The 12,250-nt window shown below is 63.7% G+C and carries 17 protein-coding genes; 16 read left to right on the forward strand and 1 reads right to left on the reverse strand.

The features are described from left to right. Window positions 1-3: 3 nt before the first annotated feature. Window positions 4-795, reverse strand: a complete 792-nt coding sequence (locus QA645_RS09965) for a DUF1217 domain-containing protein (RefSeq protein ID WP_254133698.1) — start codon at window positions 793-795, stop codon at window positions 4-6. A 142-nt stretch (window positions 796-937) separates the two neighbouring features. Here QA645_RS09965 and motA point away from each other — a divergent pair, with 142 nt between their 5' ends. From motA to fliP, 16 genes are all read left to right on the forward strand, one after another. After that, on the forward strand, window positions 938-1,834 hold the full coding sequence (gene motA / locus QA645_RS09970; protein ID WP_254133697.1) for a flagellar motor stator protein MotA: 897 nt from the start codon (window positions 938-940) through the stop codon (window positions 1,832-1,834). After that, on the forward strand, window positions 1,831-2,772 hold the full coding sequence (locus QA645_RS09975) for a FliM/FliN family flagellar motor switch protein (RefSeq protein WP_254133696.1): 942 nt from the start codon (window positions 1,831-1,833) through the stop codon (window positions 2,770-2,772). Before motA ends, QA645_RS09975 begins: the two co-directional genes overlap by 4 nt. After that, complete coding sequence (locus QA645_RS09980) at window positions 2,753-3,067, forward strand: hypothetical protein (RefSeq protein ID WP_254195134.1); 315 nt, start codon at window positions 2,753-2,755, stop codon at window positions 3,065-3,067. Before QA645_RS09975 ends, QA645_RS09980 begins: the two co-directional genes overlap by 20 nt. Window positions 3,068-3,142: 75 nt before the next feature. Then, the gene (fliN, locus tag QA645_RS09985; protein ID WP_254133694.1) at window positions 3,143-3,517 is read left to right on the forward strand and encodes a flagellar motor switch protein FliN; all 375 of its coding nucleotides are present in this window, start codon (window positions 3,143-3,145) and stop codon (window positions 3,515-3,517) included. A 2-nt stretch (window positions 3,518-3,519) separates the two neighbouring features. Then, complete coding sequence (locus QA645_RS09990) at window positions 3,520-4,560, forward strand: flagellar motor switch protein FliG (RefSeq protein ID WP_254133693.1); 1,041 nt, start codon at window positions 3,520-3,522, stop codon at window positions 4,558-4,560. Window positions 4,561-4,573: 13 nt separating this feature from the next. Beyond that, window positions 4,574-5,659, forward strand: coding sequence for a flagellar biosynthesis protein FlhB (gene flhB, locus QA645_RS09995; RefSeq protein WP_283049915.1), 1,086 nt, complete (start codon window positions 4,574-4,576; stop codon window positions 5,657-5,659). Window positions 5,660-5,723: 64 nt separating this feature from the next. Continuing rightward, the gene (gene flgB / locus QA645_RS10000; protein WP_254133691.1) at window positions 5,724-6,125 is read left to right on the forward strand and encodes a flagellar basal body rod protein FlgB; all 402 of its coding nucleotides are present in this window, start codon (window positions 5,724-5,726) and stop codon (window positions 6,123-6,125) included. A gap of 11 nt (window positions 6,126-6,136) precedes the next feature. Further along, the gene (gene flgC, locus QA645_RS10005; RefSeq protein WP_254133690.1) at window positions 6,137-6,553 is read left to right on the forward strand and encodes a flagellar basal body rod protein FlgC; all 417 of its coding nucleotides are present in this window, start codon (window positions 6,137-6,139) and stop codon (window positions 6,551-6,553) included. A gap of 2 nt (window positions 6,554-6,555) precedes the next feature. Beyond that, on the forward strand, window positions 6,556-6,888 hold the full coding sequence (locus tag QA645_RS10010) for a flagellar hook-basal body complex protein FliE (protein WP_254133689.1): 333 nt from the start codon (window positions 6,556-6,558) through the stop codon (window positions 6,886-6,888). Window positions 6,889-6,905: 17 nt separating this feature from the next. Continuing rightward, window positions 6,906-7,697, forward strand: coding sequence for a flagellar basal-body rod protein FlgG (gene flgG / locus QA645_RS10015; RefSeq protein ID WP_254133688.1), 792 nt, complete (start codon window positions 6,906-6,908; stop codon window positions 7,695-7,697). Between the two features lie 13 nt (window positions 7,698-7,710). Beyond that, window positions 7,711-8,187, forward strand: coding sequence for a flagellar basal body P-ring formation chaperone FlgA (gene flgA / locus QA645_RS10020; protein WP_254133687.1), 477 nt, complete (start codon window positions 7,711-7,713; stop codon window positions 8,185-8,187). Further along, window positions 8,184-9,314, forward strand: coding sequence for a flagellar basal body P-ring protein FlgI (gene flgI / locus QA645_RS10025; protein WP_254133686.1), 1,131 nt, complete (start codon window positions 8,184-8,186; stop codon window positions 9,312-9,314). Before flgA ends, flgI begins: the two co-directional genes overlap by 4 nt. A gap of 67 nt (window positions 9,315-9,381) precedes the next feature. Beyond that, window positions 9,382-10,149 carry a MotE family protein gene (locus QA645_RS10030; RefSeq protein ID WP_283049919.1) on the forward strand — a complete coding sequence of 256 codons (768 nt, stop codon included), beginning with the start codon at window positions 9,382-9,384 and terminating at the stop codon, window positions 10,147-10,149. After that, window positions 10,149-10,844, forward strand: a complete 696-nt coding sequence (flgH, locus tag QA645_RS10035) for a flagellar basal body L-ring protein FlgH (protein WP_254133684.1) — start codon at window positions 10,149-10,151, stop codon at window positions 10,842-10,844. The genes QA645_RS10030 and flgH overlap by 1 nt, the downstream gene beginning before the upstream one ends. A 30-nt stretch (window positions 10,845-10,874) precedes the next feature. Continuing rightward, entirely contained in the window at window positions 10,875-11,318 is a 444-nt protein-coding gene (locus QA645_RS10040; protein WP_148772957.1) for a flagellar basal body-associated FliL family protein, read from the forward strand. After that, a complete protein-coding gene (gene fliP, locus QA645_RS10045) occupies window positions 11,315-12,055 on the forward strand; it encodes a flagellar type III secretion system pore protein FliP (protein WP_283049922.1) in 741 nt (246 codons plus the stop codon). Before QA645_RS10040 ends, fliP begins: the two co-directional genes overlap by 4 nt. The last annotated feature ends 195 nt before the right edge of the window (window positions 12,056-12,250 follow it).

Raw genomic sequence — 12,250 nt, forward strand, 5'->3', positions numbered from 1 at the left:
GGCTTACCTGTTGAACCTGATGTTCTGAAGCGTCGTGAGCATGTCGGTATCCAGGCCGGCCGACGTCGTCGACGCGCCGGTGATCAGGACCAGCGCGGGGTTGGTCGAGGTGTCGCTCTGGGCCTGGGTCGCGTCCCACATTGCGGCGAAGCGCTGCACGAATTTCGTGACCTTGGTCGGGTCCTGGAAATCGGTCAGATCGATCTTGTCCGTGATCATCTTGGCCTGCATGTCGATGTCGGACGAAGAAATCGTCGACGACCAGCCCTCTGCGGTCTGCACCACCTGGGTCAGGGCCTTGTCGGCGAGGATCTGGTAGGGGCTGGTGATCGAGGAGGCCTTGCGCGTGAAATAGAGCGCGAGCCGCAGACCCTCGTTCTGGTCGCCGGCGTCTTCCTCCAACGTCTGGGTCGCGTACTGGCTGGTCACGTTGGTCGTGGCCGCGGTAGCCTGCGTCGCATTGGCGCCGAGCGCCGCGAAATTGAAGGCGGTGGCGAAGTCCCGGTAGCGGCTGTCGCTCAGCTTGTTGGCGAAGGTGTCCGAGGTCGCAACGCCCTCGGTCAGCACTTTCCGCATGAAGGCCTTGGCGTAGATCATGTCGTCGAGGCCAAAGGCCTTCATCGCGTACGAGTAGAGCTTATAGTTATTGAGGAAATCGTCGATGCTCTTCACGTTGCCGATATTGGCCAGGTAGTAGGCGGTATCGCGGCTGACGTCGGGTTGCTGCTCGACCTGAGTCAGCGACTTGCTCATGTCCGTGGTCAGCCTGGTGTAGTCCGCGATCGTGGATAGCATGGCACGCGCCCCTTTGGCCGCTATTGCGACATCGTCTCAAGCTGCCGTGCATTGCTTGCGCGGGGCTGGCCAGGCCGAAACCAGCTTCGCGCAAGCGTGGCCGACTAGATATTCCCGATGGGATCGGCGATGGAGTGGCGGGTTGCTCAGTTTCGTGGGGATTTTCATCACGGTGGCGGCACTGCTCGGCGGATTTGCCGCTATGGGCGGGCATCTGGCCGTGCTCATGCAGCCGTGGGAATTCGTGATCATCATGGGGACCGCGGTCGGCACCTTCATCGTGGCCAATCCGTGGAAGACGGTCACGGACACCGGGGTTGCCTGCATGCAGGCCATCACCGGCGCGGTGCCGGGTGAGCGCTATTATCTCGACCTGCTCGGGGCGCTTCATGCGCTGATGCGCGAGCTGCGCGGCAAGGGCCGCAACGAGGTCGAGGCGCATATCGACGATCCCTCTTCCTCGGAGATATTCAAGGCGTTTCCGAGCGTGCTCGGGGATCCGGCGCTGCTCCAGTTCATCTGCGACTATGTCCGCCTCATCATCATGGGCAACGCGCGCACGCACGAGATCGAAGCGCTGATGGATGAGGAAATCCACACCATCGTAAAGAGCAAGCTGACGCCCTACCACGCGCTGGTGACGGTGTCGGAGGCGCTGCCCGCACTCGGTATCGTCGCCGCCGTGCTCGGCGTCATCAAGGCCATGGGCGCGCTCGATCAGTCGCCGAAGCTGCTCGGCGGCTTCATCGGCGCGGCGCTGGTCGGTACATTCGCCGGCATCTTCCTGTCCTACGGCATCATTTCGCCATTCGCGCTGAAGATCAAAATGACGCGCGAGAAGAAGTGCCGGCCCTACATCATCGTCAAGCAGACGCTGCTGGCGTTCATGAACGGCGCCATGCCGCAGATCGCCGTCGAGCACGGCCGCAAGATGATTGCGAGCGGTGAGCGGCCGTCGATCGATGTCGTCGAGAACGAGACGATCGCAGGTCCCAAGGCCGTCGTGACCGAGGCTGAACCCAAGGCGGCGCGCGCATGACGATGGAAGACGTCGAGATCGATCAGCGGAAGCAGCTGCCGAACTATTTGCTGGACGCGGCCGGCATCTCGATCGAGCGCATGCCGATGCTCAATGTGATCTTCGATCGCATGGCAGCATCGTGCACGGACAGCCTGCAGCCGATGGCAGGAACGCCCTGCTACTTCTCGGTCAACGGCATCACCAACGATCGCGTCGGCGATATCATCAAGGACTATGAAGGCAACGCGGTCGCCGCCGTGCTCTATGCCGAGCAGTGGGACTCCCGCGTCATCATCGTGCTCGACCGCGATTTCGTCTTCACCATGGTCGAGGCGATGTTCGGTTCCGACGGCGCCGAGCCGCCGCTGGACGTCGAACGCACCTTCTCGAACATCGAGATCCGCCTGGTCCAGGCGCTGTTCGAGCGGTTTGCCAAGGCGCTGCAAACCGCCTTCGCCGGCACCTCCAACGTCACCTTCCGCGTCGAGCGGGTCGAGACCGCGATGGCCTCGCTGGCGATCGGGCGTGGCGGCAACATGTCGATCTGCGCGAACATCATGCTGCAGGCGCTCTATCGCGGCGGTCAGATGTTCCTGATCATTCCACACTCGGCGCTCAACCCGCTCAGGCAGAAGCTCGCTCACGTCGTCGTCAGCGAAGGCGGCGCGGCCGATCCACGCTGGCGCGAGCAGATGGAGAGCGAGGTTCATCGCACCGAGGTGACGCTGAGCGCAGTGCTCGACGAGAAGATGATATCCCTCGAGGACGTCGTGAAGTTCAAGGTCGGACAGGTGCTCGAGCTCGAAGCCACGCCGCGCACGCTGGCGCGGCTCGAGAGCAACAACCAGGTGCTGTTCTGGTGCCAGATCGGCCAACTTGATGGCTACTACGCCATGCAGGTGGCAGATCCCGTCGATCAGAAGCGGGAGTTCGTCGATGATATCCTATCTCGTTGATGCCGTTCTGCTGATTGCGCTGGCCTTCACCAGCATGCGGGTGACCCGGATGCACCGCGAGCTGGCACGGCTGCGCAACTACCAGGGCGAGTTCTCGACCATCGTGCACGAGACCGCAGGCGCCTTCGATACGGTGATCACCGCGGCGCATGATTCCACGGCAAATCTCGGCCGGCTCGCCAACGTGCTGAGCACGAAGATCGACCAGGCTCACGAGGCGATTGCGGCGCTCGATGCGCGGACCGGGCTCCAGCCCGCTGCGACCGCAGGCGGCACCGAGGTCAACAAGCATTAGGGCCGGGACCGGCTGAACGGATAGATCGGAACGTCGCGGCGCTCCGGGAGCGGAAATACCAAGAGGCGATACCAAATGGCGCAATCCTTCGACTACGAGTCAGCAACCGCATCCGACGATGCCGAGACGACCCCGCTGGAGCGGCTGGCGGAGATCGCCGCGCGCACCGCGGAGGAGACCGGCAAGTTCGCCAATGTCGATGCCATCCTGCGCATTCCCGTCACCATGCAGGTGGTGCTGGGATCGGCGACCATCCCGGTGGCGAACCTGATGAAGCTCGGCCGCGGCGCCGTCGTTCCGCTGGATCACCGCGTTGGCGAGCCCGTCGACGTCGTGGTCAACGGCCGCGTCGTCGCCCGCGGCGAGGTGGTCGTCGTCGAAGAGGACAATTCGCGCTTCGGTGTGTCGCTGACCGAGATCGTCGGCCCGCTGGGGCAGAGTGATTCCTGAACATGGCGGCACAGGTCGGCATCGCTCCCATCAAGCAGCGAGGCGTTGCCACGCTGGGCGGAACGGAAAAGGTCGCGGCGCTCCTGCTGGCCATGGGCCGGCAGGCGGCTGCGAGCGTGCTCGCGCAGTTCGAGCCGCAGGACATCCGCATCGTCACCAAGGCCGCGGCTGAGCTGCGGCCGATCACGGCGCAGGAGCTCGAGTCGATCGTCGAGGAGTTCGCCCAGCAATTCTCGATGGGCGCGAACATTCTCGGCACCCTCGGCGGCCTCGAAGCCGTGCTCGGCGACGTGCTTCCCGCCGACCAGGTCACGGCGATCATGTCGGACCTGCTCGGCAATTCGAGCCGGTCGGTATGGGACCGCGTCTCGTCGGTGTCGGAAAACTCGCTTGCGACCTACCTCTCCAAGGAACATCCGCAGACCGCGGCGCTGATCCTGTCCAAGGTCAAGCCGTCCTGCGCCGCCAAGGTGATGAGCCAGTTGCCGTCGAGCCTGCGCAACGAACTGATGCGGCGCGTGCTCAGCCTCAAGCCCATCGTCGACGACGCGCTGAAGGTCCTCGAGAAGACGCTGCACGAAGATCTAACGCTCAATTTCGCCCGCAATCTCGGTGCCGACACCTACGCCCGCGTCGCCGACATCATCAACAAGATGGAGCGCGGCCACATCGAGGACATGCTGAAGAGCCTGTCGGAGAAGCGGCCGAAGTCGGCCGAAGTGCTGAAGGAACTGCTGTTCACCTTCGACGACGTCATCAACCTGGCGCCGAAGGCGCGCACCATGATCTTCGACCAGGTGCCGACCGACCGTATCGTCGTCGCGCTGAAGGGCACCGACAAGCACTTCCGCGAGCTGATCCTGTCTGCTGTCGCCTCGCGTGTCCGCCGCGTCGTCGAGCACGAGCTGGCCATTGGCGAGCCGTCGAACCAGCGCGATGTGCTGGAGGCGCGCCGCGTCATCACCGATCTCGCCCTCGACCTCGCCGAGAAGGGTGAGATCGAGCTCAATCCCGACCAGGAGGATGAGCTGGTCTTCCGCTGACCGCTGAGCAGGCATGGCAGAGTCATCCGATCAGGAGAGCAAAACAGAAGAGCCGACCGAGAAGAAAGTCCGCGATGCGCTCGAACAGGGCAATATTCCGGTCTCTCGGGAGGCATCCATGTTTGCGACCATGGCCGCGCTGATGGTGATTCAGGCGTTCCTGATCGGCCAGGGCGTGCAGCGGCTGACGCCGACCTTGAAGAGCTTCATCGACGAACCCGACGGCTTCCCGCTCAGCACTGCGGCCGACGCACTGAATCTTCTCACGGTGGTGGGCCTCGAGGCGCTGCGATTCCTGGTGCCGCTGGTCGTGATCATCGCGGTGTTCGGGCTCGCCGCCTCGCTGCTGCAGAATGCGCCGCGGCTGGTGCTGCAGCGCATCCTGCCCGACGTCTCCCGGATCTCCCCGGCCACCGGCTGGAGCCGCATTTTCGGAACACAGGGCCTCGTCGAGTTCGCCAAGTCGATGTTCAAGCTCGCCTCGGTGACCGCGGTCGTCTGCTTCGTGCTGCGATCGTCGGAGGCGAGGGCGTTCGAGGCGATGTACACCGATCCTGTCGCGTTGCCGGAGATGATCCTCACCATCGCGATGCGGATCGTGTCGGCGATCTGCATCGCGACGATCGTTCTGGTTGCGATCGATCTCGCCTGGGCGCGCTTTCGCTGGCGGCGCGAGCTGCGCATGACCAAGCAGGAAATCAAGGACGAGCACAAGCAGTCCGAGGGCGATCCGCTGATCAAGGCGCGCCTGCGCTCGCTCGCGCGCGACCGCTCGCGCCAGCGCATGATCGCCGCCGTGCCGCGTGCGACGCTGGTGATTGCGAACCCGACGCACTTTGCGATCGCATTGCGCTACAATCGCGACGAGAACCCGGCGCCGCTGGTCGTGGCCAAGGGCATGGACGTGATTGCGCTGAAGATCCGCGAGGCCGCCGAGCAGAACAGGATCCCGGTGATCGAGAACAAGGCTCTCGCACGCGCGCTCTACGAGGCGGTGCAGGTCGACCAGGTCATCCCTGCGGAATTCTTCCGCCCGGTTGCCGAGATCATCTACTTCCTGCAGTCGAAGCAGACGCCTCGGCCCGAGAAGGTTCAGTAGATTTACGAGGATGGTGGTTCGCCCAACAGCTTGACGAAAGCTTAACGCCCTAGGGTTCTTTCCAATGAATCATAATGGGGCCGTCGTGGGACCGCTTTATCTTTTCGAACTCGCATCGTCGCAGGCGCGTTACCTCGAACTCCGCCAGTCGACCATCGCCACCAACGTCGCCAACGCCAATACGCCGGGCTTCAAGGCGCGCGACGTCGAGCCATTCAACAAGGTGCTCGACGCGATGCCGGTCAGGCTTGCGACGACGTCGCCCACGCATATGCAGCTTTCCCCGGCCGAAACCGATACGCGGGCAACCGCGAAGAAGGATAGCTGGGACGTCGTCCACTCCGGCAACTCGGTCAGCCTCGAGCAGGAGATGATCAAGGGCAACGACGTCAATCGCGACTATTCGATGAACTCGGCGATCGTGCGGTCCTTCAACCGCATGGTTCTGGCCAGCGCGAAGACCTGAGGTGAATTGATATGCTGGACGCCCTATCGGCTTCATTGACGGTCGCAAGCTCCGGGCTCGAAGCGCAGTCGACGCGCATGCGGGTTGTCTCGGAAAATCTCGCGAATGCCAGCTCGACGGGGCGCACCGCCGGTGCCGACCCGTATCAGCGCAAGACGATTACATTCGACGCCGCGATGGATCGTGCTTCGGGCACGCAGCTGGCGAAGGTCAAGGAGATCGGGGTCGACACCACGCCCTATCGCGTCGAGTACGATCCGGGACATCCCGCGGCCGACAAGGCCGGTTACGTCAAGATGCCCAACGTCAACATGATGATCGAGATGGCGGATATGCGGGAAGTCAACCGGTCCTACGAAGCCAATCTCCAGGTCGTGAAGCAGGTGAGATCGATGCTCGGCATGAGCATCGACCTTCTGAGGAGCTGACAATGCTAGAAGCGATTTCATCCACTGCGATTGGCGCAGGGCAGGCGGTTGCATCCCGGATCACCGAAACGCAGACCATTGCGCCCGGTGCGACGTCACCGGTTCAGGCGGGCGACGACGTCGGGTTCGATTCCGTCATGAAGCAGGTGACGACGGACGCGATCGGCACGCTGAAGGCCGGCGAGAGTGCGTCGATCTCGGCGATGCAGGGCAAGGAATCGACGCGGAAAGTCGTCGAGGCGCTGATGTCGGCCGAACAGGCCCTGCAGACCGCGGTCGCGGTCCGCGACAAGGTCGTGCAGGCCTACCAAGAAGTCGTTCGTATGTCGATTTGATCTGAAGGAATGACGCTGTGAAATCGCTCGCCATCGCGGCTACGGGCATGAATGCCCAGCAGACCAATATCGAAGTCATCGCGAACAACATCGCCAACATCAACACCACGTCGTTCAAGCGTGCACGTGCGGAATTCACCGATCTGTTCTACCAGATGGATCGCATGCAGGGTGTCGCGAACGTCAACGGTGCCTCGCCGATCCCGGAAGGTGCCAATCTCGGCCTCGGCGTCAAGTCGGCCGCAATCCGCAAGCTGCACATCCAGGGCGCGCTGACTCAGACCGGCAACCCTTATGATCTCGCGATCAACGGCCGCGGCTGGTTTCAGGTGCTCGGCCCGAACAACGAGGTGCAGTACACCCGCGCGGGTTCGTTCAACACCAACGCCACCGGCCAGTTGGTGACGATGGACGGCTACCTGCTGGATCCCAACATCACGGTGCCGCAGGGAACGGTGCAGGTCACCGTCAACCAGACCGGCCAAGTGTTCGCCAAGCTCGATACGGAAGTCAATCCACGGCAAATCGGCCAGCTCAACCTCGCAAACTTTGCCAACGAGGCAGGCCTCGAGCCGCTGGGCAGCAATCTCTATCGCGAGACCACCGCATCGGGAGCGCCGGTCGTTGGTCTCCCCGGCGATGCCGGCTACGGCAAGATCAACCAGCAATATCTCGAGGCCTCGAACGTCGACCCGGTCAAGGAAATCACCGAGTTGATCTCGGCGCAGCGCGCCTACGAGATGAACGCCAAGGTCATCCAGGCGTCGGATGAGATGGCGCAGACGGTATCGAAGAATCTCAGTCGCTAGTTCCGGTGTGTCCATGTTGAACAGGGTGGGCCTGATCGCGCGCGGGTTGGCCGCCGCGCTGCTGGTTCTCGTCTCCGCGCGGCTCGCCGCCGCAGACGAGAAGCGGCTTCCGGTGCCGGCCGTAGCGATCCGCGCCGGCGAGCTGATCAGGGAAGACATGATCACCGACCGTACCTTTGCGCCGAACGTGCTCGGCGTCGCCATGTTCATCGAAGGGCGTCAGGTGCTCGTCGGCCGCATGGCGCGGCGGGCGCTGCTGCCCGGCCAGCCGATCCCCACCAATTCGGTGGAGGATCCCTGGACCATCGCCCGTGGCGCCATGGTCAAGGTCGTGGTCGAAGACTCCGGTCTGTCGATCGTGACCTACGGCGCGGCCATGCAGTCCGGTGCGCCGGGATCGCTGATCACCGTGCGGAACACCGACACGGGCGTGATGATCCGGGCCATCGTCCAGCCGGACGGCACCGTCAAGGTCGCGGACGGGTCATGACCAGATTCCTGATCGCGCTTCTCCTCATCGTTTCCGCCGCCAGTGCCCAGGCCGCCGTCCGCATCAAGGACATCGCGGACATCAAGGGTCTGCGCGAAAACCAGATCGTGGGCTATGGCCTCGTCATCGGCCTCAACGGCACCGGCGACACCCTGCGCAACGCGCCGTTCACGGAACAATCGCTGCAGTCGATGCTCGAAAACATGGGCATCAATGTCCGGAACGAGACCACCAGCACGAACAACTCGTCGCGGCCGACGACGCTGCGCACGCGCAACGTTGCCGCCGTGATGGTGACCGCCGACCTGCTGCCGTCGATCGGCGCCGGCGAACGGATGGACGTGACGGTGTCCTCGCTCGGCGATGCGACGTCGCTGCTGGGCGGCACGCTGGTGATGACGTCGCTGCGCGCTGCCGACGGAGCGGTCTACGCAGTGGCGCAAGGCGCGGTCACGGTCGCCGGTTACAGCGTCGGGGGCCAGGCCCAGAATGTCAGCCAGGGCACGCCGACGGCGGGCCGCATTCCGAACGGCGCGCTGGTCGAGCGCGAGGTCCAGGGAAGCCTCCACGAGATGGAGTACCTGGTGCTGGAGCTGAAGAACCCCGACTTCGTCACCGCGACGCGGATCCTGGACGCCGTCAATCGCTATGCCGGCGGCCGCTATCGCGCCCAGATCGCCTTCGAGCGCGACTACCGGACGATCGTGCTGTCCAAGCCGCGCTATGTCGGTCCGGTGCGCTTCCTCGCCGAGATCGGTGAGCTCACCGTCGAACCGGACACGCCGGCGCGGGTGGTGATCAACGAACGCACCGGCACGGTGGTGATCGGACGCGACGTGCGGATCTCCACCGTCGCCGTCACCCATGGAAATTTGACGGTCCGTGTCACCGAGCTGCCCGTGGTGTCGCAGCCGGCGCCGTTCTCGCAAGGCCAGACGGTCGTGGTGCCGCAGACCGTGGTCGAGGCCAACGAGGCCGGATCGCAGGTGGCGATCCTGAGCGGTGTCGACCTGCAGCGCCTCGTGCGCGGGCTGAACCAGATCGGACTGAAGCCGTCCGGCATCATCGCGATCCTCCAGGCGATCAAGACGGCCGGCGCGCTGCAGGCTGAAGTCATCGTGCAATGATGCATAAGCGTCGTGCAAGCTTGGTCGCTCAATGCTCAGGCCTCGACCGAGAATCGCACGCGAGCCGATGCTGAAGCTGGATCACATAGCGCAACTTCTTCTCCTGGCCGCGATGTTCGCGCTCGCAGGCACGTCGCCGGCGCTGGCGCTGGATGAGCCGAAGCCGTCGAAGCCGCTCAATCTGCTTTCCTTCGCACGCGCTCGCGCGCCCGGGCCGCAGAGGCCGCACGTGGCGGCGACGCCGGTCCCGGGCGATAATTCACAGGCAACCGCCTGGGCGGCCGAGGATTCGGGTCCTGCAATCACGGGAGCGGTTCCGACGGCGGCTGCTCCGCCGGCGCCTGCACCAGCACCCGTGCCGACGCGCCCGGCGAAGTCCGGCAGCATCACCGCCCCGCCGAAACCGGCGCCGGCTCAGGCTGCTGCGCCCGGTGACAATGAAGTTGCGCTGTTCTGCAGCAACGTGGCCGACCCCGCCGTCGATGCCAGGCTCGCCTGGCAGCTGAAAGAGCTGGAGAAGGCCGAGAGCCTGCTGCGGGAGCGGATCGCCGAAGTCGAGGCCAAGCGCGCCGAATACGAAAAGTGGATGGCCCTGCGCGACGACTTCCTGAAGAAAGCGGAAGCGAGCGTCGTCGAGATCTATTCGCGCATGAAACCGGACGCTGCCGCGACCCAGATCGCCGGCATGGCGGACGAGACGGCTGCGGCGGTGCTCGCAAAGCTCAGCCCGAGGAGCTCGAGCGCGATTTTCAACGAGATGGAGACCGGGCGCGCAGCACATCTCGCCGACCTGCTCGGTGGAATGCGTCGCGTGGATGACGGGAAGACCAAGTAATGAAGAAGCCGATCCTCCTCCTGTCGCTCGTGCTTCTCGGCGGATGCTCCCACGATCCGGCAGAAATCCTGACCGGGCCGAAACTGTCGCCCGTGGGCAGCGGGCTGAGGACGCCGGCCGAACCGATCCCGGTGACGCCCCGCATGCGCACGCCGGTCAGCTATCGCTCGACCTGGGATGACGGCACCGACCTCTACCGCGATCCGCGCGCCCGGCGCGTCGGCGACGTCGTGACGGTGATCATCTCGATGCAGGACAAGGCCAAGCTCGACAACAAGACCGACCGCTCGCGCGATTCGCAGATCCAGTTCGGGCTGAACTGGCTGATGGACGTCGCAGGATGGCAGGACAAGGGCCAGACCAACGCCAACCTCAACACCAATACCCAGATCAAGGGCAACGGCCAGATCGACCGCTCCGAGGACATCAAGCTTTCCATCGCCGCCGTCGTCACCGACGTGTTGCCGAACGGAAATATGATGATCAGCGGGTCGCAGGAGTTCGGTATCAACACGGAGATGCGCGTGCTCAATGTCGGCGGTATCGTGCGCCCACGCGATATTTCGCGAACCAACACCATCTCCTACGAGAAGATCGCCGAGGCGCGCGTGTCCTATGGCGGTCGCGGAAATCTGTCTGACGTGCAGCAACCTGGATGGGGTCACCGGATCTATGATGCCGTGGCACCGTTCTGAGGCTCGCGCGTCGTGGGAGCAGGGGGCGTCATGCGCCTGATTGCCGCCATCCTCGTGCTGACCCTGGTCGCGATCGGCGCGGGCGCGCTTGCGGGCTTGCACCTGTTCGCCGCAGCCGAACGCGTCGCGGATGCAAAGAAGGGCGCCACCCCGCCGCCGATCGCCTCGAGCTACGCCGGCAGCGCGCGGCTCAGGAAGCTGTCTCCGATCGTGACCAATCTCGCGGCGCCGGCCAACAATTGGGCCCGGGTCGAAGCCTCCATGGTGACCGACAGCATGAGCGACGAGGATGCCGGCATTCTGGCCGCTCATATCAGCGAAGACATCGTCACTTACTTGCGGTCCGCCTCGGTCACGCAGTTCGAAGGCACGCGCGGGCTCCAGCATCTGCGCGACGACCTGTCGGAACGCGCCAGCATCCGCTCGTCCGGCAAGGTCCGTGAATTGATCATTGAGACGTTGGTGATCCAGTGAAACTGAGAGTCCTGCTGATTGCGTTGCTCCTGGTCGTGCTGCCCGAGGTAGCGTTCGCCCAGATCCCGGACCTCAATTCGCTGCTGCCGCCGGGCAACGGCTCGACCAGTGGCCGCATCATCCAGCTCATGGCGCTGCTGACGGTGCTGTCCGTCGCACCGGGGCTGCTCATCATGGTGACGAGCTTCACGCGCTTCGCCGTTGCGCTCTCGTTCCTGCGCGCCGGCCTTGGCCTTCAGACGACGCCGCCGAATCTCGTGCTGATCAGCCTCGCCATGTTCATGACCTTCTACGTCATGGCGCCGACCTTCGATCGCGCCTGGGAAACCGGCGTGCAGCCGCTGATGAAGAACGAGATCTCGGAGGAGGAGGCTTATCTGAAGATCAGCGACCCCTTCCGCGAGTTCATGCTGGCCCACGTCCGCGACAAGGACCTGCAGACGTTCGAATCGCTCGCCGCGGAAAGCTTCCGCAAGAAGTTCGACGACAAGCGCATCGACATGCGCGTCATCATTCCAGCGTTCATGATCTCCGAGCTCCGGCGTTCGTTCGAAATCGGCTTCCTCATCATCCTGCCATTCCTGGTCATCGACATGATCGTGGCGACGCTGACCATGTCGATGGGCATGATGATGATGCCGCCGTCGATCCTCGCGCTGCCGTTCAAGGTGCTGTTCTTCGTGCTGATCGACGGCTGGAACCTGCTCGCCTCCGGACTGGTGCGATCGTTCTCGTAAGAGCGATCATCGCCCTAACGGTTGGTTAAGGTTAGCAAAGCGTAATGTTAACCATATGATTTTGCTACAGAATTCAAGCTCGTCTTAATTCGGAAGCAAGATTCGACGTGCTAGCAATGCGGCACGGCGGGTTGGACCCCACCCACATCAGTCCAAAGGCATGATGCCGCCCCTCCGTACCGGTGAAAGCCCGGT

Source organism: Bradyrhizobium sp. CIAT3101 (assembly GCF_029714945.1).
In the GTDB taxonomy this organism is placed as follows: Bacteria; Pseudomonadota; Alphaproteobacteria; order Rhizobiales; family Xanthobacteraceae; genus Bradyrhizobium.

Excerpts from the sequence above, each read along its gene's own strand:
- flgB (WP_254133691.1), top strand. The coding sequence starts at position 5,724 with ATGAATCATAATGGGGCCGTCGTGGGACCGCTTTATCTTTTCGAACTC.
- QA645_RS09980 (WP_254195134.1), top strand. The coding sequence starts at position 2,753 with ATGATATCCTATCTCGTTGATGCCGTTCTGCTGATTGCGCTGGCCTTC.
- flgC (WP_254133690.1), top strand. The coding sequence starts at position 6,137 with ATGCTGGACGCCCTATCGGCTTCATTGACGGTCGCAAGCTCCGGGCTC.
- QA645_RS10030 (WP_283049919.1), top strand. The coding sequence starts at position 9,382 with ATGCTGAAGCTGGATCACATAGCGCAACTTCTTCTCCTGGCCGCGATG.
- QA645_RS09975 (WP_254133696.1), top strand. The coding sequence starts at position 1,831 with ATGACGATGGAAGACGTCGAGATCGATCAGCGGAAGCAGCTGCCGAAC.
- QA645_RS09965 (WP_254133698.1), bottom strand. The coding sequence starts at position 795 with ATGCTATCCACGATCGCGGACTACACCAGGCTGACCACGGACATGAGC.
- flgA (WP_254133687.1), top strand. The coding sequence starts at position 7,711 with ATGTTGAACAGGGTGGGCCTGATCGCGCGCGGGTTGGCCGCCGCGCTG.
- flhB (WP_283049915.1), top strand. The coding sequence starts at position 4,574 with ATGGCAGAGTCATCCGATCAGGAGAGCAAAACAGAAGAGCCGACCGAG.
- QA645_RS10040 (WP_148772957.1), top strand. The coding sequence starts at position 10,875 with ATGCGCCTGATTGCCGCCATCCTCGTGCTGACCCTGGTCGCGATCGGC.
- QA645_RS10010 (WP_254133689.1), top strand. The coding sequence starts at position 6,556 with ATGCTAGAAGCGATTTCATCCACTGCGATTGGCGCAGGGCAGGCGGTT.
- flgH (WP_254133684.1), top strand. The coding sequence starts at position 10,149 with ATGAAGAAGCCGATCCTCCTCCTGTCGCTCGTGCTTCTCGGCGGATGC.
- fliN (WP_254133694.1), top strand. The coding sequence starts at position 3,143 with ATGGCGCAATCCTTCGACTACGAGTCAGCAACCGCATCCGACGATGCC.
- QA645_RS09990 (WP_254133693.1), top strand. The coding sequence starts at position 3,520 with ATGGCGGCACAGGTCGGCATCGCTCCCATCAAGCAGCGAGGCGTTGCC.
- flgI (WP_254133686.1), top strand. The coding sequence starts at position 8,184 with ATGACCAGATTCCTGATCGCGCTTCTCCTCATCGTTTCCGCCGCCAGT.